Source organism: Moritella sp. 36 (genome assembly GCF_018219415.1).
In the GTDB taxonomy this organism is placed as follows: Bacteria; Pseudomonadota; Gammaproteobacteria; order Enterobacterales; family Moritellaceae; genus Moritella.
The window spans coordinates 2,489,503-2,510,209 of record NZ_CP056120.1 but is presented as its reverse complement, the minus strand read 5'-3'; the positions used below and the strand labels follow the sequence as shown (position 1 = coordinate 2,510,209).

Sequence of the window (20,707 nt, the reverse complement as noted above, 5' to 3'; positions counted from 1 at the left end):
AATTCACGTAGGAAGGTTTCAATTAAATATATGTAACAAACACTTACAAAATCTTTATTGCGCTTTAATTGTAAAATAATTAGAATGCATGCTGTTAATAGTAAGCGTGCATCGAAGTATATGGGCATCATCTATTTTTGTAATGTTTTTATCCTACCGAATACACCTAGATGATGATTATGACCTCGGTGATTCAATTGAAAAATAAAAAGAGTTAATCATGTTGAAAAAGATATTCGTTGCTGTTTGTAGCGCATCACTTATGGCTTATGCCGGTAGTGGAGACGATGCTATAACTCCAACAAAAAAATCATCAAAACATGAAGTATCAATTCCTAATGACGCAGCTTGTACTCCAGAAGAAACTGTCAGGGCTGTGAAAGATTCAAAGCCACTCGCAATGGACATTGAAATACATGGGGCGCGTTTTGGTGGGCATACTCTATATGGACAGTATAAATACTTTGATTTAAACAACGACCCTCAAACTAGTAGTCTATTTGAATGGAGCGTGATTAAAAATAACCTTGATACTGTTGTTAGCCGAGAGCAAAGTTACACTCTACAAATGAGCGATGAGGGTAAAGGTAATCAAATTCGATTCTGTGTTACAGCATTGAATGCAAAAGAACAAGGCGATATACAATGTGTTACTGAAGATATTGCATGGTTTGAAGGGTTCGGTGAATTTAAAGAAGGCGGGGTGATAACCCCTTATTTAGTAGGCTATCCTAATTTTAAACTTTCATATTGGAAGTCAGCGTCCAACATGTTGACGGCCGCAATTGCATTAGATCTTATACATAATAAAGTAAAACCATTAACTATCGATACTGCAGATCCTAGCTTTAGTAACCTATATCCAATTTCGCTTTGTGTGTCACTCGATCATAACATTCAAAATGATGATGATATTTGTCGAGAAATGAAAGCGAGCAGCAATCTAAATGGCGGAATGGTATTTGACTTTAATGATACTAGCCGAGTCGCAATGAACTACAAACGTGAAGTCAATGTGACGGTCGCAGGACAAAAATATCGTATTCGACGTCCATATACATGGGCCGAATTTCAAGAATTGAATTTAGATAAAAATCCCGAATTCCTTTCAGCCGAGCCAAGTATCATGCGTGAAGGATTCAATACGGTAAAGGGGGTTAAAATGACACCGATACAAGCCAATAACTTTTGTTTACGAGCCTACGGTGCCCCAGGGCTGATTAGTTCATCCATTAATCTTAGTGACGGGGTTATTCCGTCAGGCAGGCACCAATGGCCGATTTATCTTGCGTTGCAAACGTATGTAACAAAAGAGCCTAATGGTAAGTTTGTTATTGATTCGAATAAACACATGCCTGCAGATATGAACAGTAAGTATGCTTTTGCTTGTATGGCTGCGGTTCCGTAGAACGTATAAGCGCTGTCATAAGGCTGAATACTATAATATTTAGCGACACACATCCTGAAAAAGCTGTTCAGCTAACTGCTTTATGGTATTACCTTCAGGGTGTGTGTGTGCGAATGTTCTTAATCCATATATACCCATCATCAGATAGTGAGCGCGTTCATCAGCGTTGCGGTCGCTGACAATTTCATTTTTATCAATAGCCTTTTGCAATACTAAGGTAATAGCTTGTTGCCAGTTAGCGAGATGACGCGTGATAATGCCATGCACTTCTTCATCTTGTTCTGCGACTTCATTTAATGCCTTAGTCAGTAAACAAGCTCGTGATGCATCACAGCTCTGACACTCTAAAACGATATGATCCAGGTAACATTTGAGCTCAGCAAGCACCGGGCTTTGACCGGAAAAAATCCCGGTGAACTCTGCATTTCTATCCTGATGGTATTGCTCTAATGCGGCTAAGAGTAAGCCTCGCTTATTTTCAAACGCACAATAGATAGAACCAGGGTGTAAACCAGTGGCCTTTTTTAAATCTTGCATACTCGTTTTACCGTAACCTTTATCCATAAAGGAGGTCATGGCAGATCTCAGTACTTTCTCTCTATCAAATTCTGCAATACGCATGGCTAGTCGGTAACTCTTCTTGAGACTCTTTTTATCGCTGAGTCAAATTATCTAATGAAGTCTATTATAATCAATTTTGAATTTTTATTCAAAAATAGATCTTGAATGTTCATTCAAAAAAGAATATCTTGAACGTACATTCAAGAAACGGGCATCGCTATGACTGACAATTTATTTCAAACTTATGTGCTTAATGAGACTCTATCTTTAAAAAATCGTATTATTATGGCTCCTCTGACTCGTTGTATGGCTGATGATGAGTTAGTTCCGACTCAAGATATGGCTGACTACTATGGTCGTCGCGGCGGAGCTGGTTTAATTATTTCTGAAGCCGTGATTATACGTCCTGACGGTCAAGGTTATCCAAATACTCCTGGTTTATTCACGCCAGCTCAAATTGATGGATGGAGAATGGTAACTGATGCTGTACATCAAAATGGTGGGAAAATATTTGCGCAACTTTGGCACACCGGTCGTGTAGCACACCCACATTTTTACCAAGCAATTACGGGGAACCGGGATGTAATAGCGCCTTCTGAAGTAGGTGTTGATGGTACTGTACCAAGAATGCGCGAGCTGATTTATCAAATACCAAAAGCTGTATCGATAGAAGAGATTGCTCAGCTTGTGAGTGACTATTCTCAAGCTGCGGCTAATGCTATAGACGCAGGTTTTGATGGTGTTGAAATACACGGAGCAAACGGTTATTTAATTGATCAGTTCTTACATCACGACAGTAACCGCCGCAGTGATGAATATGGTCAGACACCTGAAAACATGTCCCGTTTCGCACTTGAGGTTGTTGATGCAATCATTGCTCGTATTGGTAATGAGAGAACGGCACTGCGTGTATCGCCGGGTGCATACTTCAATATGACTGGTGACAGCCGTGACCGTACTGTGTTCGATTATCTAGTCCCTGAACTTGAGAAACGTGATTTAGCCTTCTTACATATTGGTATTTTAGATGATTCGATGGAATTTGACTATTTAGGTGGTCGAGCATCAAGTTACGTTCGCAGCATTTATAACAAGACATTAGTGGGAGTGGGTAGCTTTACCGCTGAAGCTGGTAGCAAAGCGATTGCGGATGATAAATTTGATCTGCTGGCGATAGGTCGACCATTTATTGCCAACCCTGATTATGTCGAGCGTGTTCGAGATGGTAAGGAGTTAGTTGAATATTCAACTGAGATGCTGACGAGTCTAGTATAAGACTGATTGTCGATAGCAATAAATAATAAGAGGGTTAGCATTGTGCTAGCCCTTTTGTATTAAAGCGTTTACTTGAACCATTGTTTAGGTGAAATACCGAGTTTTTTTCTAAATACACGCGCTAGCGCTGAGCCATTTTCATAGCCCACCGCATTAGCTACAACGGCCACAGGCTTGTTTTGAAGTAGCAGACTCTTAGCGACAATAATACGCCAATCAATTATATAGTCGCCAGGGCTTTGACCTACCGTACGCTTAAATATGTCGGCAAACTTTGATCGAGACATAAGCGCTAGTTCAGCCATCTCTTCTAATCCCCATTGTCGTTCAGGTGACTCGTGTATAGCCAATAACACTTTAGATATTTGCGGATGTGCTAATCCTGCGAGCAGACCATACTGCATTATGTTGTTATCAATAACATGGCGTAGCACGTAAATAATAAAGATATCCGTCAACGAGTTAATCATTGGTAGTCGTCCGCTATCTTCGTTAAATGCCTCTTCAAATAACCATTGCGCGGTTTTCATCAGCGCTTCGTTTTCACTGAGTTTGAAGCACAGTAATCTTGGCAGGGCATTTGCGATAGGATTCGCTGTATTTTCATTATAAACGATGCTCGCACAGACTAATTTAGGCGGATTTTCTTCACTAGAAATCACACGGTGCGCATGTTGTGTGGGGAAATACATCACTGTGGGCTCATTGATTAAATATGAGGTTCCTTGCTCATCAATTATTGTGATCTCACCACTTTGCAATAGATGTAAATGACCTTTGTTTGGTTCTCGATTGAAATTAGAAATACCACAAAGATGACCGGTAAAAAACACTTCGGTATTCATTGAGAATCGTTGAAGAATGACTGATAACGGATCCATTATTACCTCATATAGGACTTTTTTGGACGATTGGGTTTAATGTTAGGACTATCTCATCCCTTTTGAATGATTGAAAGCACTATATTTACAACCAAGGAAAACAACCTTCGATTGCGTAACTGGTTAGCTGGTTAACATAAAAATTTTCATAAAATACGGAGAATACTATGAAGTTTTCAACATTTGTAAAATCAACATTCATGACGACAGCACTTGTCGCTAGCAGCTTAACTTTTGCTGCAAACATTGAAGTAAATGCGAACAGTAATGATATCGCAATCAGTGGTTACGATACTGTTTCTTACTTTACAAAAGGTACGCCAACTAAAGGGTCGAACAATTTCACGGCCGCTTACAATGGCGCCATTTATCAGTTTTCATCTGCCAGTAACCGCGATTTATTCAAAGCAGATCCAAGTAAATATGCACCACAATATGGTGGTTTTTGCGCGATGGGTGTGGCATTGAATAAAAAATTAGATACCGATCCAACTGCTTGGCATATTCGTGGCGATAAATTGTACCTGAATTACAACAAGGCTGTTCAGACAAAATGGAACACTGATATTCCTGGTTATATCGAAACAGCGCAAGTTAACTGGATTGATATTAAAGGATTAACTGAAGATCAAATCGAAAAAGTGTACGACTAATATTAAATCCTTGGAACGCACTAATGACGCTTTAACGATATAGGAACCATTATGAATAATAAATTAATAGCAAGTGCTGCATTAGCTGCTGTGATGTCTACAGGTGTTATAGCCTCTGCAGAAGCAGCAAGTAAAAAAGAAAAATGTTACGGCGTTGCGAAAGCGGGTCAAAACGATTGCGCGAACTTAGCCGGTACACATTCATGTGCAGGGCAATCAAGCCTGAGTAATGACAAAGGTGAGTGGAAATTAGTCACAAAAGGTACCTGCTCAGAATTAGGGGGATTGACTAAGAAGGAAGCCAAGCAGTTATATTTAGCATCTAAATAAGATTGAGGAGAATGTGTATGTCGGTAAATAGTAAAGAGATGTTGGCAAACAACAAGGATATATTAGTGGGCGTTGGATTAAGGCACCCACATTTTACCGACATATTAACTTCGGCTAAGCAAGTTGACTTTGTCGAAGTGCATTCAGAGAACTTCTTTGGACAAGGTGGCGCTGCTTTATCTGTCCTTAATCAAGTAAGAGAGGCCTATCCTGTTAGTTTGCATTCAACGTCTATGGGTCTTGGATCGTTACAGGATATACCTACGAGTTATTTAACGCGTTTAAAGCAATTAACGCAAACCATCGATCCATTTCTAATGTCTGAACATGCTTGTTTTACGTGGGGACTATTACAAAATCAAATGCATGGGCAAGTGATACACAGCGGTGACTTATTACCGATAGCGCATACGCGTCATAATTTAAATCGAATGTGCGAACAAATAGATAAAGTGCAATCGTACCTAGGACGTGAGCTAATTATTGAAAATGTGTCAGCTTATGTGAAATTTGATGAAAGTTATCTTTCTGAAGCCGAATTTCTAACGCAACTGTGTAAGCAGACTGGCGCTAAAATACTGCTCGATATTAATAATATTGCGGTGAACAGCTTGAATTTTGAAGGTGGAAATATTCAGGAATCGGTCAATGATTATATAAATATTTTGCCAGTGAATAGTGTCGCGCAAATACATCTCGCGGGTTGTAGTGCGGTTCCTGATGGTCAAATGGTTATTGATGATCATGCGCGGCCTGTTTCTGATGAAGTTTGGCAAGGGTATCGTCAAGCATTAGCACGCTTTGGTGCTGTGCCAACACTGGTTGAATGGGATTCAGATTTACCAGAGTGGTCAGTGTTAATTTCTGAAGCACAAAAAGCACGTGCTATAGCTAATACCGTATTGGGGGCTCGCGATGAATGATGTTTATATCAATGAACAGCAGCGTCTATTAAATGCTATTTGGAGTGATGGAGAGTCAGGCACAGATCTGTATGGGTTTAGTGCTCAAGGTATCAGTATTTATCGTCGTAATTTGTTGGCCAATGCTGAACGCGCATTAAGAATAACTTTTCCTACAGTCTTTGAATTACTTGATGGTGATATTAGTACCTTCCTGGTCCATAAGTTTCTAAAATCATCGCCACCACTTCAAGGTGATTGGGGGCAATGGGGGCATGACTTTTCTGACTTTATCGCAACAACTGAAATTGGTGTGGATTATCCGTATCTTGCTAGTTGCACGGCTTTGGATTGGCATGTTCATTGTACGTTACATGGTCTGGATCAAACGTTAGATCAAGCGTCATTACAATTACTGGTTAATTGCGAACCCGAACATGTCTTTATTACATTTAACAACAATGTGAAATTGCTAAGCACAAGCTATCCAGTAGCTGACATTTTTGACGCACATAACCATGATGAGCAAGCGCAACGCGACATTGCGTTTAATCGTGCTAAGCAGGCCTTATCGTCAGTGCTGGTGGAGCATACTGTCATGGTTTACCGACCTGAATTTCAACCCCAAGTAACCAAGTTAACAGAGAGTGAAGGGCGCTTCACTTTATCTTTAATGTCGGGAAATTCGCTCGCTCAGTCGCTTGATACTGTAAGGCATGATAGTCGATTTTCATTTCAAACCTGGTTGATTAGCGCCATCGAACATAACCTAATTCATTATTTTAAAGAGAGTTAACCATGAACACTTCAAACTCATTGCTGTTATCAGCCAATCAAATTTATCGACGTATTACAGAAAAAGTAAGTATGTTAGAACCTGTTGCATTATTGGCCGCACGTTTTTATGTCGGTTGGGCTTTTTTTTCATCTGGACTGACAAAGCTAAATAGCTGGGACAGTACGTTATTTCTGTTTGAAGAGGAATATCACGTACCATTATTACCTTATGAACTGGCTGCTTATTTAGGGACTGCTGCTGAGATTATTTTACCCTTGTTATTGATGGCTGGATTAGCAAGTCGCTTCTCTGCATTAGGGTTATTTTTCGTCAATATTGTGGCCGTTATTAGCTTAGAAGATATTGCCGCTGCAGCTTACGCTCAGCATATATTATGGGGGACTCTATTGCTGCAAGTTGTTATCTTCAGCGGAGGTCGTTTTACTTTCGATTATGTGGTTAAACGTAAGGTAGATTTAACGTAATCAGCGGTAAGTACTCTGAAAGTAATCAGAACTTATGCATTATGGCACCGTCTATGGGTTATAAAACGACTTGTTGAGGCTGTATAGCCTTAGCAAGTCGTAGGCATGAGATCAGAATTTCATTTTACTGACCAATAAGCGTTTATTTTTTTTGTACCATAAAATGAGTAATAAGCTCGATATAAGTAACAGACCTGTTGCTGGCGCTGATACTGTTAAACCAACATCCCCATCAGTAACTGCCCAAGCATAATTGTCATTCCATTCATAATCACTAACAATATCACCCCATCGCAAACTAAAATCCCAATATTCCGTTAAGCTTGCTTTTGGTAAAGTACCATCCCAATAATTATAGTTTTGCATGTTGATAAACATATTCATGTTGGCGACGCCTGCCGCATCTGTTGCCGAAGGGTCTAAGCCGTCTTCAGCATCCAAACCAAAATAATTGTAATACAAATAACCTAGTTCACTTCCCGTACAGCCATCACCTGAAGTATAGCCTGTGCCGGGGTCGGTATAATCACAATTAGGATCAAATAAATCACGGGTAAATAGACGCCAGTCATTTACCCCTTGAAATACTAAGCCTGTTGCCCATGTATTTGCCTCTGCCCATGTCATCAGACCATCAGCATCATAACCACTAGTTTGTGAATAGTTAGCATCTTGTAACCAAGTAATGTCTTGAACATCGTCATATATTAAGCCATTTCCTCTATCAATTAATAATGCGTGAGACATGTTGGTAAAAAAAATCAGACACATAAAGATTAAAGCATGAATATTTATAGATTTATAAAATAGTTTCATCACTGTTGTTTCCCTTAAGGTTATTGGTTTTGTCACTATCGTTCTCCTTAATATAAAGTTGCCATTTTTTAACTGGTACTTTCATAGATGCATTAATTAATCCAACTTATTTATGTGTATGTTTATTAAAACCTTTCATATTTAATAAATAATGGCCTAACTAAGATGTGTTAAATTTTCTGACAACAGGAGTTTCGTAGGGGGAGCTTAAGAACTAGATGTTGCGCCAATGTTAATTTATTGTTAATTTATAATGGCAGCCCTAATGGGGTAGTATCTCGTTTGTAAAAACGCCACGTTTAGTCAAAATTCAACGATAGATAAAGCTATCTTAGATAACTAAACGAACCATTATTATTTTATATAAGGTTTTAAATATGTCTCTGTCTACTTATTTTTATTTGAGTCTTCCGCTTTTACTTTCTGGATGCTTTGATTCTTCCCCTTCAACTGGTAATAATAGCCCTGAGTCTATTATTGAGGTATCTGGCCATGGAGGAAATGGGGCTACGGGAATTTATACTTATGGTCTTGATGAACTTGCCGATAAGCCATTAATAGTAACCAAAGATCATACTCGCGATAACTGTAAAATGAGCAATGAAAACTTTGAATTAAGAAATGGGTGGGAAAGTGCGTCTACTCACGCACCTATTGACGGAGGTTTTTGGAGTAATTATTATCCACGCGAAACTTTAACTTTTCCTTGCCCTACAAAGAATGAAATTCTTCAACATGAGCAAGACCAAAGAAATGGCAGCTTCTCGCCGATTAATGATGCTTGGTTTGTTTTAAATAATGCAGTGCCTTTTTATGAAGAATTATCAGGCGAGCTTCCTATGTCAGAAAAAATCACAATCATCTCGCACTATCAGTTTGGCGCTAATGCTCAGTATGTTCGCCCCGATCATGAATTTGCACCTGATCAGTTTAAAAATAATATCTTAATTTCCGATGGTATACATCGCGATGGTAGTGGAATTGAATATACTTATTCATTTGCCACAAGTGATATCTTAGTTCATGAATTGACCCATGCTTACACAGGTAAAAAGGGGCATTCATTCGAAAAAATAAATGATTTGAGGGATAGTTTAGGTGGTTGGTCGGAACATTTCTCAGATATAATAGCTGAATACTACCAGTTTAAAACAACGGGTAATACAGATCTTATTCATGGCGCTGATCATATGAAATGTAATATATCTGAGTCTGATTGTTCTAAAAATGTTAGAGATTTTAAAAACCCGCAATATAAAAATGTCATTGATGCAATCTCTGATCAAGGTAAAAACAGTCTGGATGAGCTAGAAGTACATATTATTGGAGATACTTTAAACTATTCCTTCTATCTTCTTCTTAAAGATGATAATTATGGCGTCTTTACTCTTGATGAGTTAATTAAAATTTATATAGATGCTGAAAAAAATGCTTGGGAATTAAATGCCTCTTCAAGCAGTAAAGACCTCGTAGACGGATTGATATCCTCAGCATCCCATCAGCGTTACTCTAAAGAGAAAATTTCAAAAATAAAAGAAGTTTTCACACAAACCGGATTTTATTCTGACTTGCCGTTGTAGCGACATGTAGATTAATGAGGTGTTAATCTCAATCAATCAATGCTTTTTATAATACCCATAAACCTTGTTAGAGTCAGTAACCTAACAAGGTTTTTTCTATCAATGGCTACGCACATCTCTTGCCAACATGTGAAGACATCATCCTATATCCAGATATCGATTCGCCCTCTATCCTTGTTGCAACAAAGCCGCTAAGACCAGAAAACCATCGCTTAACATTATCAATTATGAAAATAATGGATTAATGACTTAAACCGAACTGAGACTAATTAGACTTAAACATACCGATCATTCAACTCAGTTCAATCCACCAATATTGGTTTGATATCAACATATTAAACCAATGAAATCCGTTCCTACATCCGCCCCCAAAGCAACCTAGCAGGTTAAAAAAAGAAACGATAATGTAACACTTTGGTTTTAATGTTGAATTATTTGTGATCGAGATCTAAAAAAATATTCAAAAAGTGAGATAGGATTCAAATTAAATAACATCTCATTAACATCAGCAACTATCAACATCAGTTACTTTGTCACAACATATAATGCTTGGAGGATCCGGTGCGCACTATATTTACGCTACTAATATCTGCATTTAATAAAGGCTTTACAGTTTTAGCTTTCACTATTTTATTTTCAACTGTCGCTGTTGCAGCTAGTTATATACCGACTATTGCAACTAGTCATATACCGCCTGCTGTCGATATAGTCACAAGCACAACTCATCACTTTAATTTCAGCGATAAAAAAGAAGTATCTGCGATTTTTTCGGTGAAACCTAAGGGATTAACATTATTATCCGCTGTTGTTCAGAGTGAATCAGTGGAGGACCCAGATCAAGTTAAAGAGTACAGACTTGATAATATGACATTTTCTATCGCTGACGATGAATATGTCTTTAAGAATGCAACACCACAGAAAGTGAGTCAGATCACGGTGAATTACAATGATGGTATAACGAATGATAACGTTGCGTTATTAAGATTTGATACCGTTGTTAAACCCTTTAGCTCGGTTGTATTTGAACTACCAGGGTTAGCACTCAGCAATATTAGTCATAATGACCAGATGAAGCTATTTTTGCCTCAAGTCATCTTTCCACCCAAGGATAAGTCTTGTGATAGGGTGCCAAGATATTGTTATCTGCCACCTAATCCAAAACAAAAAACAATATATAATACACATATAGTGATGTTGCACAATGCATTGAATACCGTTGCATTTCCCCCATTTATAACAAGAATAATTAATACATATTGCCCGTTTTTTAAGGAGTGTAAAAAGTATGGTACTCAACCCTTGTCATATGCATCACGTAATATGCTTTCATTAGGCGCTGAGGGTCATACGTTTAACATACGGGTATTGGCGGGCAATTATTTTTCAGCTGGCAGGGGGGGTGGTGATAGACCTTGGACTAATAATAAAAAAGCAGCGAACACCTCAGGTAAAGCGGCAGTTTACGAAGGTTATATTACAAAAGGTTCTGGGAGTTATAGACCCTATCATCAAAGAACCTATAATACGTTCTTTCATGAAACAAATCATGCATTTGGTTTTTCCCATGATTCAGCAATGACTTATGGGTTAGGTGTTCCGTATAGCCAAGTCTTTATTACTGAAAATTTTTCAGTAATAGACAGAACAACGATCGGTGAAGTAAACGTACCGTCTGTATTTGTGACAACGGAGCTTAACGCAAAAAATGAAATGACATTGGCATTTTATTATTTACCTGATGAAAAGGAATATGAACAGGTTTCACTTACGATGCTGGGATTATCACTTAATAGCGGTAGTATTGCTTATAAACTCGATAGTAAAAACAAGCCTGTTGATAATACCTTAGTGTTGCATTTTGATACATTACCCACCGCAACGACATATATTCGTACCCATAATACCGACACAAAATATTTATCGACCATTAAACTCTCTCCGAGTGAGCTAGTGCCAGTTGTTACCTATAATATCGAAGGCAATGACTATGGTATTCTCGATGATAAAGAGTTACTTAATAAAGATTATGATGGTAGGCAGATCCGAAATCTTTGTACAAATATGGATGGGTTACTTGCAACGAAAGATGAATATCAACGTCTTTGGAGCTATTTAAAAGAGAATGATAAATTGAATCTATTACAGGAACGCGTATTTTTATCGAGAGATGAACCATCGAATAATACAATATGGAAATTAGAGTTTAATGACGATGTAATGTTAGCGAGTCAGCATTCTATAAATGATAAACTAGGCACTGATAAATCGCTGGTTTGTGTTAATAATAATTGACCGATTGCGTATTTTAATAACGATGTTACGCAGTTAAAGCCTGCATTTGTTTACAGGTTTTAACTGCTCCCTCAGCGTTGCGCATACAGTTGGTTATGGTTATCAAGTATGGCTAGGAGGTAGAGTCATCAATTATATACTCACATTGGCTCCATGCCACAACTGCTCACGTGAAGTAGATTTATAGTTTGTTTGGATAAAATCAATGAAGCAATCTGCCATCGAATATTGGGTAACAATCCCATCACCTTCCATCATGGTTAGTGCTTCATAACCTTCTTTACCTTTCATTGTATAAGCGGAAGAGGTTCCATAATAAATCATTTCATGATCGATATCGTTCCAACCATCTTCTTCCGTATAAATAGTAAGTTTAGCAATTCGCTCACCAAGGGGGCGTTCGCCGTAATAGCTAAAATTCAGGTTATAGGTATAAGGGTAGCTTCCCGAGCCAGAGCCTAGAACCCCATTATTGGTGGCGTTGTTGATTGCACCCTCTAGTGCCTGTGCGATATATTTGCCTTTGATACGATAAACACCAATGGGAACGACAAAGGGAAGTAGCTTACCTGCAATATCACCAATTGAAATATTACCCTGGTGTAAAGACGTTCTCACACCTCCAGCATTATGAATTGCAAAGTCGACGCGATGACCATTCTTATTCATCATATGAGCAAAAGATTCGGCTACTAGCGGGGCAATAACACTGCCACCCTTCTGATCAGGAATGCGGACATGTCGCATATTCTCTGCTAATTTAGCAATCACGGTATTTTGTAGCTTACGTACTCTAGGGATATATTTATCTTGTAGCAAGCTTTGTAGTGTCGCATCTTTTTTACATACAACTACGTTTTCGTGTTGAGTAAGGTAGAGGCTCGCCTTTGCATGGATTTCGTCATCATTGGCTGTTAACAAGCTTGCATCAAGACAAAGTCGGCGACCAATAAGCAGCTCATTTTTGCCCTTGAAAGTGTTAACCGAACCATCGGCTGCGAAATCAATCTCACAGTGACCAAGTGCCTGTGAATGAAGTCCCGCTTGAACAATATAAGTACCATTAACCTGATGCCCGTATTCAGATTCTTTTTTCAGACCTAAGTCACTGAAATCGCCGAGAAGCGTGTGGCTATGACCGCCAACAATCAAGCTGATACCATCCACTTCTTTCGCTAATTCACAATCACCATCAAAACCTAGATGACTCACTAATATTATCTTATTGATACCTGACTTTCGGATAGCTCGAACAGTATTTGTGGCTGTTTCAAAGGCATTAATAAATGGCGTGTCCGGATCTACATTCGCTATATCGGCCATCTTATCCAATGATACCCCGAATATTGCAATGGACTCGCCATCTACAACACGAGTCATCCAGCGTGCAGTTTTCTCATCAGGTTGATAAGAGAACAAGTTTGAACGACCGTTTAAATAATGAGATTTAGTTTGTATTTCGTTAGAAAGGTCCCAGTTACCAGCTAACAGTGGAAACTGAATACGATCTAAAAATGCAGCCACAGGTTCATTACCCATATCTAGCTCATGATTGCCAATTGTCATCACGTCAATGCCCAGTGCATTGAGCATATCTGAGTTGGCCTTACCTTTAAACAGCGAAAAATAGAGCGTCCCCTGGAAGCAATCTCCAGCATGAACAAATATAAAATCTCGATTATTTTGCAGGGCTGTCGCTTTAAGTTGTTTCGCTCTGGTCGCTATACGGGAAAACCCGCCATTACTAACATAAGGCGATATACTTTTTCCCTCAACGTTAAGCTGTAACTGCAGTGACTGAGGTTCGAAGTAGGAGTGCGTGTCATTTATATGTGCGAGAGTTATTCTAACTGGCTTATTATTCTTTATCATTATTTAACTAGACCTTGCCACCTAATTAGTGTCAGAAGAGAATGAGATTACTCAATAACGATAGCATGCCACTAAGTGTTGCATGTTTCACTAAATAATATACTAAACTTGACGATTTTAGTGCTAGATCTAAAAGCCTCCAACGAGGAGGTCTACCTCAATGAACCACGACACTGATAGTATTCGATTAAGCCATGGTTATGAAAGATAATCACGTAGTCCTTTCTTATCCAGCCTAAAGGACTCGCTGTTTTACTTATTATCAGGTTTTTGCGCCGTAATCCACAAGAGTGTTTCATTGCAGATTGTATGATATTCCTGAGCCTCAATTGTAAATCCGATACGTTGTAAATCACAAAATAACTCAGCGGGTTTCTTGTGGCTGTAATAAAACTCAGTATCCATGAATTTGATATAACCGCTAAACTCTTCAACCCCAGTAGCTTCCTTCGTTGCATAAGTAAATAGAAGTTTTCCTTTGGGTTTTAACCACTTAAATATTTCGGAAAAAAGATCGACATGAAGTTCAGATGGAATGTGAAAAAGGCTATACGTTGCTGTTACTGCATCAAACTCATTTGACTTAAATTTTACATCACTGATATCACTTCTAACAGCCTTCATTTTAGGCGCATACTTTGAAGCTAACTCGAGCATACGTTCAGAAAAATCGACACCTGTAACTTGCCAGTCATTATCTATAAAATAGCTGGCAACAGGCTCTCCAGCACCACAACCAAGATCAAGTAATTTTCCACTCTTAGACGCTAAATTAGAATAAAACGAGTTGAGGATGTCAGATATATCAAAAGCCCCTCTATTTACGTCATAAGTATCTGCAAAACTATTATATGTTTCCCGTAAAGAATTATTCATATTGCTCTCATATTTTGTGCTAACGTTTGTATAGTAAGACGTCTCGATTCAAACCTTGGTTCCACCTTAGCAAGATGGCAACCTCCTCAATAACTATTATCCAGTGCAATATCCTTTGAAAGATATTTTACACCCTCACAGGGTACCCCTTAGTGAATACCTTGTAAATTGTGAAACGTTATAAATAAATTAAAGATATGTAATTAAATGGGATATAAATCAAAGTGATTTTGCTCTGCTTGCTTTAAACCTCCCTAAAAGCTGCGAGAACCTATTCCATTACATGCAAAAGAAAAGCGCCATATTATTCGAATCAGAACATTATATTTATGCGATACGAACAGTGGTAATTGGGGGGGGGGGGCGCGTGGATTGTTATTGAAGTTGTTAATTTGTTGATGGAAAGGCGTCACCCGGAATCGAGTAAATGTATTGATTGGTATAACAAAAATATACCGTCTTGGTTAAGTGAGATGGAACATGCCTTATAGCATATAAGAATAGGTGCAACCAAATATTCTGGTCGCACCTTTGTGATTAATTCCTAAATATTAAGCCTTAGGTTTGACTCGACTTCATCTATTAACGATAGCGGGACAGCTTGTTCGGTAGCGAGTGTACGCCACGTAGATACATGCTGTGTGATCTCGTCGATGGTTTCGTCTATGAGTTTTTTAGTAAATAGGGGACTTAGTGTACTCAGGCTATAGAAATCACTACGCTCAAAATTATCACGCTTACCGTTGAGAGTCATCCAATGACAACTGACCCAGTCGCTATCTGGCTTGTATGAGTATGCAATGTCGTAAGCCGGAGAAAGAGACCAGGTACCGGCATCGCTCATCATAAATCCAAAGTTCTTTGAGTGGTCGTCATGGTTACGCGATACGATATTAAAGATTAAGCGTCTTAATAGCTGCATAGCCTCTGGCGCTTTCAGTCTTAGTTGACGGACGACTCCAAACAATTCCTCATACGAGTATGAGCCCGCTTGCTTGTAGCTAACATGTGCCATTGCATTCAGGGTCTGCACGTGTACGCGCTTGTTTCCGATTCTATCGAAACGTTGAGTGATAAAGTGGCGACGATCACCTTCGTTCAATAGTTGAGTTGGCATCATATCAATACCGCAAAGCTTATTTGCCATGAGATAATACGTATATTCCATCGCGCCGTAACCTAGTGGGTCACCAAATGTCTCTTTGTTCTTGTTATGCTCACTGACACCATCAAATTTCATTAAGTAATGGGTAAATCCGTCAGGGACTTCAACTTGGCCGGATCTAACTTCGCTAAAACTCTCGTTAAATGCCAAAACTGCTTTAGGTCTGGCACCACCTGCGCTCATTCCGACAGACATAAGTTCTAACATGGCGTCTTTGTTTTCACGGCCAGCATGATCAAGTTCAACGCCAAAGTCTTGTCTCTCAGAGAGAATGTTTTGAGCGACAGAAACCAGAGACTTGATCTCTATCTCTTGCGACTTATTGAAAGAGTTACCGTATTTCTTTGGCGGAGAATAAGACAATGCACCCATTCCTCTCGCTCCCGTATACTTTAAACGTTCAAGCGGGGTTATTTCACTGGGTAATCGTCCGTTTCGAGCTACCCAAGCATTGAGGACTGTATTACCGAAATCATCTGGTAAAGAGTCAGCCAAAAGCCCCGAAAGACCTTTAAAAGTAGCATGATCGATTGATGGGAATGAATAAATTTTCTTAGAGAGTGGCATCATTAGGGGAGATAGTTCAATCCCACTAGAAATGAAGCTAGGATCGTACTCAAACGCGCTTTGCTTTGTCACTGGGTCGTAGCTGGCAGCGCCGACAGCAAGGTCGTTGTAACTGACCTCAATAACTTCTTTTACCATCCTAGGTTATCCTCGTTTTCAGGTTCTTGTTTTTGTTGTTCTCTTGGGCTAGATGCTCTTTTTCGTTCATTCCCATGTAGCTGGGCAAGCTGAACCGGTGATATCTGAGTTGCCGGAAGAAAAATATCGATTTGGTCTATAACGTCTAGCGCTTGCATAATAATAATCATGGTTTCGAGTGAGCATTGCCCATTCTCAGCATTGGCTATCTTTTTACGGGTTAATCCTACGTCTTTAGCGATTGATGCTTGGGTCTTGTTCGCGTTAAGGCGGTAGGTTTTTAGCCTTTCACCAATCACAGTGGTGATTGCAGGTGCTGTCATGTTTGAATAATTCATATCAACCCTTTAATGTTCTGTTATACGTACATTATAGGTTAAAAATCACATTAATGCTCTCTAAATGGAACATTAATATGATTTAACTTAATGTTCCATAAATCATCCGTTAACGGCTTGAAGCACCAGTAATGTTCCATATATGAACCATTATTTTAAATGGTGAACGATGGTGTCAATATAATTTTATACATTATTCACAATGGCCTAACCCTGTCGTTTATTCTGCTATTTTACACCCCCTTACATCTCTTACGTATCTTACATTCATTGTGTTGATGTGCCATATTTAAGTGTGTAATGTGTTAATAATCAAGGATACGCAGAGTATTAACCTACACTTTATGGTTATAAAAGATGTAAATATAATTCTATTGAATATGGAAAAATAAGAGAACTTCGATGAACAATCAAAACCTTAGCAATTTAGACAATGCTCAATTAACTTATGGGGATAATCTAAACCAGATTCAGATGGTCACCAACATGAATACCGGCTTTCGTGGTCCAAGGGGTCTAAATCGAACTGAAGGTGTTAATGTATCTAAATTAGATAACTGGATAAAGTGTCTATCAGATAGAGGTGGTGTGCTAGCTGAAAGGCCTTTGGCTACTTACACGTTACCAGGGTCACACGATGCCTTGACCTATAGGTTTACGGGTGGGGTCATCAGGAGGCTCGCGAGAGGAGGGACGGTTACTCAGGAGTTGAATCTTACCTCTCAATTTAATGCAGGAATTAGATACTTTGATATCCGTGTCGGGGTTAAAGGCGGTAAGCTCATTGGTGTTCATGGTCCTATCAACTTACTGGGAGGCGATATAGAGTCTGATATTACTAATCTTTTAATATTAGCAGTACAGAACAAAGAGCCAATCGTCATTAAATTTGATTATAAGGGCAAAGCCTATTCTATCGTTAAAAAGATAGTGACAATGTTCTCTAAAAGTATCATGCCAACTTCTGAATATTGGAAGGTTGGCGTCGGTGATTGTATTCGCCAAGGTAAAGTATTGTGTTTATTTCACAAGATTAAATCGAAGCAAAAAGAGACATTTAAAGATGCCTCTGAAATGTTTGGAGACTACTCCAAGCACAAGGCTGGCGGATTTTCAAATAAGCACTTTATGAAAGGGCACAGAAAGTACCTTGAAGACTTAGTAGATGAGGCTTATACGCTAGATGAAGAAAGACTTAAAGTCATGTCTTTCAATATACCTTGTACCCCTACAGGCGGCTATACTGCGCTTGGCGTTGCTAACTTTTTTCTCGGCTCGATTCCGAGCAAACTATGCCTAGCGGCACAAGTTGCGGTAAGAGTGAAGCGTGAAAATCGCTGGTTGGGCTGTTATGAAAGTGTCTCTAATATAGAGCAGCGTGAGGTTGTTAAAGATATAAACTTAGGCGTTGTACAAAAACTAACTGATGCGGTTGATTCGTGGTATTTTATGGAGGAAAAAGAAAGCAATCCGATAGCGAGTGCCCTTCACGGAGAGAAGGTGAGTCAACATATTGCAGGTGCTGTAGGTATGGATTTCGTTGGTCGTAAACGGCAGTTAATTCTAGAGCTTATCGAGTTGAACAATCGAGATTACTAAATAACCTAAGTTCGGAATAAGAAAAGATAATTTAAACTCAAAGCTAGCTCTACGATTAGATCTTTCAAGCAAGAAAGTACAATCGTAAGGAGCTAGCTTTGAACAAATAGGGCAAGTTTCATATTGAGACTACCCATTAGTCTTTTAACTTTAATCTATCTATAGCCTTTGTAAGTAATTTCATCATTGTGAAAGCCTATGTCACGTCTCATTTCACTGAGTAATTTAAGCATTTTGGCGCGGAACACTTCAAATTCGAATTCATCGATAGTACTAAATTGTACTTGCGAGTTATGGATGTAATCGACTAATTCGGTGAACTTATCAAATACATCACTTGAAGCAAATAAAGCTAAGTGTGCAGAGACCTCTAGTCTTTCTTTATCAAATTGGCTTATATCATCAAGACTTAATTTTCCTTCTTCAGGAATTTTGGCCGTTAGGTCTGTTAATGGTTTTAAGACTGTTTTATATAGTTCCAGTTTTCGGTAATCACTGTCTTTTTTAATACGAGTTAACTCTTCTAACTTACTTTTGTGAGTCTTTATTCTTTTATTGGTTATTATATTTGAGCATATAGCCCAGAGCGCAGCTAGCAAGCTTATAATAATGGCGGTTTGTCCACCTACATTAGATATGAATTCTTGAACGTCCATTAATATTAACTCCAATACACTGTCATAATTTAATATTACATTATAGCCAGCCTGAAACATCTTGCTAGCAGTAAAAAAGGATAGGGGTCTTGTAACAAACGTTTCTAAACTACAGTTAAAAGTCAGGATTTTACAGGGGGAGATATTTAACTGTATATAAACACAGTGTTAATTGGTGTTCCGCAAAATCGAGACTTTAGCGTTATTATTAACAATTAAATCAATAGCATAAGGTTTTTACGTGACGCTACGTGAAATCTGAACCAGTAACTATAGTGGCAAAACATTTCAGATTTCACGTAGCACACGGTAATTTTGTAGTAAATAGAATGGTTTGAACAGAATAATGGCTAATGAACATGACATTTCTAACGGTGCCAATCCTGACGCCTCTATTTGGGTTTAATACAGCACTGCGCATAATAGAAACGTGATTATGTTAAACATTTACCTGTTTGCAATACTGGAACAGGCAAACAGGCCACGTAGTGGTATTTATACATAATCCGCATTATTCGAAGTGAGCTTTTTAGTATTTATTTTTCGAATCTCTTTTATTATTTCCATTAACGATATTAATAAATTTTCTTTTGTTTCGTGTAATTTATTCATATCCTCAGATCTTTCGTTACTTACTCTTAGTTGTATTTCATCAATAATTTCAGGCGCAGCATTTTTTTGGTACTGGTTTAAAATCTCAATTGCGGTATGCTTACTCATATCATTTATAGACTTCACTTGAACTTCCCATTTTTCAAGAGAACTCGCGAAATATGAACAATTGTCATAATGGTTAAAATAAATTAGATACATGGTCATAACTCGCGTTATCAATGAATTGACTTCATTCATAGGGGTTAATAGTCCTTTATCCGTTAGAAATTTATATATGTTTTTGTGTGTAAGTATCTCGTCAAATAAGCTCGCGCTTTTAGATGTTGCTTCTTCGACTTTGTCAGAAAAAACTATGATTTGTTCGAGATCTTCTTTTCGCTGATGATATCCATATTCAATGCTGCTACTGCCTTCAGATTTTGTTTTTTCAAGTTTCAAAATTTCATCTATACGTTCCATTTGTACATCAAATTTAGCTGATGTAAGTCTTTTTTCAATTTCTTCTAATTTATCTATTTTGTTTAGTTGCCCTGTAATTTTAGCACCTGTTAAAGCCTCCTCGATTTTAGTTAATTTTAGAGTCATTTGGTCTCTAATATCAATTTTTGCTTCCTCCTTAGCAGCTGCACTAAAATAGTTCTTTATCCAAAGAGCTATTACGCCTCCTACAAATGCAATTAAGTGGCTAGATCCGACTTCAGGTGTCATTTATTTTCCTTTTAATTTTCATAGCGAAAACTGAAATATCAGGCGAAGACCCCCGTACTGTCTTACGGGGGTTAACTCTCTGCAACAATACGGTTTTGCCAAGATCGCTGGATTTCTCAAGGGTAACTATTTTTAATAGTCGACTCTTATCCAAATTAAAATCTAAGAGTGTCTTTGTTCTATACAGTAGTATCAAGGCCCTAAATTACGCC

The 20,707-nt window shown here is 38.4% G+C and carries 19 protein-coding genes; 10 read left to right on the top strand and 9 right to left on the bottom strand.

What is annotated here, in order from left to right; translation table 11 throughout:
* Positions 1-220: 220 nt before the first annotated feature.
* Positions 221-1,408, top strand: a complete 1,188-nt coding sequence (locus HWV03_RS11250) for a hypothetical protein (RefSeq protein ID WP_211679901.1) — start codon at positions 221-223, stop codon at positions 1,406-1,408.
* A 39-nt stretch (positions 1,409-1,447) separates the two neighbouring features.
* Here the strand turns inward: HWV03_RS11250 and HWV03_RS11245 are convergent, their stop codons facing one another.
* Positions 1,448-2,029, bottom strand: a complete 582-nt coding sequence (locus HWV03_RS11245; RefSeq protein ID WP_211679899.1) for a TetR/AcrR family transcriptional regulator — start codon at positions 2,027-2,029, stop codon at positions 1,448-1,450.
* Between the two features lie 159 nt (positions 2,030-2,188).
* Here HWV03_RS11245 and HWV03_RS11240 point away from each other — a divergent pair, with 159 nt between their 5' ends.
* Positions 2,189-3,244, top strand: coding sequence for an alkene reductase (locus HWV03_RS11240; protein WP_211679897.1), 1,056 nt, complete (start codon positions 2,189-2,191; stop codon positions 3,242-3,244).
* A gap of 68 nt (positions 3,245-3,312) precedes the next feature.
* Here HWV03_RS11240 and HWV03_RS11235 read toward each other — a convergent pair whose 3' ends face one another.
* Entirely contained in the window at positions 3,313-4,125 is an 813-nt protein-coding gene (locus tag HWV03_RS11235) for an AraC family transcriptional regulator (RefSeq protein WP_211679895.1), read from the bottom strand.
* Between the two features lie 167 nt (positions 4,126-4,292).
* Here HWV03_RS11235 and HWV03_RS11230 point away from each other — a divergent pair, with 167 nt between their 5' ends.
* The 5 genes from HWV03_RS11230 to HWV03_RS11210 are packed head-to-tail and all read left to right on the top strand — an operon-like array spanning position 4,293 to position 7,273.
* Positions 4,293-4,778, top strand: coding sequence for a YHS domain-containing (seleno)protein (locus HWV03_RS11230; protein WP_211679893.1), 486 nt, complete (start codon positions 4,293-4,295; stop codon positions 4,776-4,778).
* Positions 4,779-4,829: 51 nt separating this feature from the next.
* Positions 4,830-5,108, top strand: coding sequence for a BufA1 family periplasmic bufferin-type metallophore (locus tag HWV03_RS11225; protein ID WP_211679891.1), 279 nt, complete (start codon positions 4,830-4,832; stop codon positions 5,106-5,108).
* A 17-nt stretch (positions 5,109-5,125) separates the two neighbouring features.
* Positions 5,126-6,031 (top strand): DUF692 domain-containing protein, encoded by a 906-nt coding sequence (locus HWV03_RS11220; protein ID WP_255547166.1) that lies wholly within the window; start codon positions 5,126-5,128, stop codon positions 6,029-6,031.
* The gene (locus tag HWV03_RS11215) at positions 6,024-6,806 is read left to right on the top strand and encodes an HvfC/BufC N-terminal domain-containing protein (protein ID WP_211679889.1); all 783 of its coding nucleotides are present in this window, start codon (positions 6,024-6,026) and stop codon (positions 6,804-6,806) included. Before HWV03_RS11220 ends, HWV03_RS11215 begins: the two co-directional genes overlap by 8 nt.
* 2 nt (positions 6,807-6,808) lie before the next feature.
* Positions 6,809-7,273, top strand: a complete 465-nt coding sequence (locus HWV03_RS11210; protein ID WP_211679888.1) for a DoxX family protein — start codon at positions 6,809-6,811, stop codon at positions 7,271-7,273.
* 111 nt (positions 7,274-7,384) lie between these two features.
* On the opposite strand, the gene HWV03_RS11205 is transcribed toward HWV03_RS11210, so the two are convergent.
* Positions 7,385-8,125, bottom strand: a complete 741-nt coding sequence (locus HWV03_RS11205; RefSeq protein WP_211679886.1) for a DUF1566 domain-containing protein — start codon at positions 8,123-8,125, stop codon at positions 7,385-7,387.
* Between the two features lie 341 nt (positions 8,126-8,466).
* Between HWV03_RS11205 and HWV03_RS11200 the strand changes: the two genes are divergently transcribed.
* Together HWV03_RS11200 and HWV03_RS11195 are read left to right on the top strand one after the other, a co-directional pair.
* Positions 8,467-9,669, top strand: coding sequence for a M4 family metallopeptidase (locus HWV03_RS11200; protein ID WP_211679882.1), 1,203 nt, complete (start codon positions 8,467-8,469; stop codon positions 9,667-9,669).
* Between the two features lie 561 nt (positions 9,670-10,230).
* Entirely contained in the window at positions 10,231-11,961 is a 1,731-nt protein-coding gene (locus HWV03_RS11195) for a hypothetical protein (RefSeq protein ID WP_211679880.1), read from the top strand.
* A gap of 132 nt (positions 11,962-12,093) precedes the next feature.
* Here HWV03_RS11195 and HWV03_RS11190 read toward each other — a convergent pair whose 3' ends face one another.
* From HWV03_RS11190 to HWV03_RS11175, 4 genes are all read right to left on the bottom strand, one after another.
* Positions 12,094-13,833, bottom strand: coding sequence for a bifunctional metallophosphatase/5'-nucleotidase (locus HWV03_RS11190; RefSeq protein WP_211679878.1), 1,740 nt, complete (start codon positions 13,831-13,833; stop codon positions 12,094-12,096).
* A gap of 252 nt (positions 13,834-14,085) precedes the next feature.
* The gene (locus HWV03_RS11185; protein WP_211675569.1) at positions 14,086-14,709 is read right to left on the bottom strand and encodes a class I SAM-dependent methyltransferase; all 624 of its coding nucleotides are present in this window, start codon (positions 14,707-14,709) and stop codon (positions 14,086-14,088) included.
* A 544-nt stretch (positions 14,710-15,253) separates the two neighbouring features.
* Positions 15,254-16,579 carry a type II toxin-antitoxin system HipA family toxin gene (locus tag HWV03_RS11180; protein ID WP_211679876.1) on the bottom strand — a complete coding sequence of 442 codons (1,326 nt, stop codon included), beginning with the start codon at positions 16,577-16,579 and terminating at the stop codon, positions 15,254-15,256.
* Positions 16,573-16,917 (bottom strand): helix-turn-helix transcriptional regulator, encoded by a 345-nt coding sequence (locus HWV03_RS11175; protein WP_249185529.1) that lies wholly within the window; start codon positions 16,915-16,917, stop codon positions 16,573-16,575. The genes HWV03_RS11180 and HWV03_RS11175 overlap by 7 nt, the downstream gene beginning before the upstream one ends.
* Positions 16,918-17,319: 402 nt before the next feature.
* On the opposite strand from HWV03_RS11175, the gene HWV03_RS11170 reads away from it, so the two are divergent.
* Complete coding sequence (locus tag HWV03_RS11170; protein WP_211675560.1) at positions 17,320-18,516, top strand: hypothetical protein; 1,197 nt, start codon at positions 17,320-17,322, stop codon at positions 18,514-18,516.
* Between the two features lie 155 nt (positions 18,517-18,671).
* Here the strand turns inward: HWV03_RS11170 and HWV03_RS11165 are convergent, their stop codons facing one another.
* Together HWV03_RS11165 and HWV03_RS11160 are read right to left on the bottom strand one after the other, a co-directional pair.
* Entirely contained in the window at positions 18,672-19,172 is a 501-nt protein-coding gene (locus HWV03_RS11165) for a hypothetical protein (RefSeq protein ID WP_211679873.1), read from the bottom strand.
* 495 nt (positions 19,173-19,667) lie between these two features.
* Positions 19,668-20,495, bottom strand: a complete 828-nt coding sequence (locus HWV03_RS11160) for a hypothetical protein (protein WP_211679870.1) — start codon at positions 20,493-20,495, stop codon at positions 19,668-19,670.
* Positions 20,496-20,707: the final 212 nt, after the last annotated feature.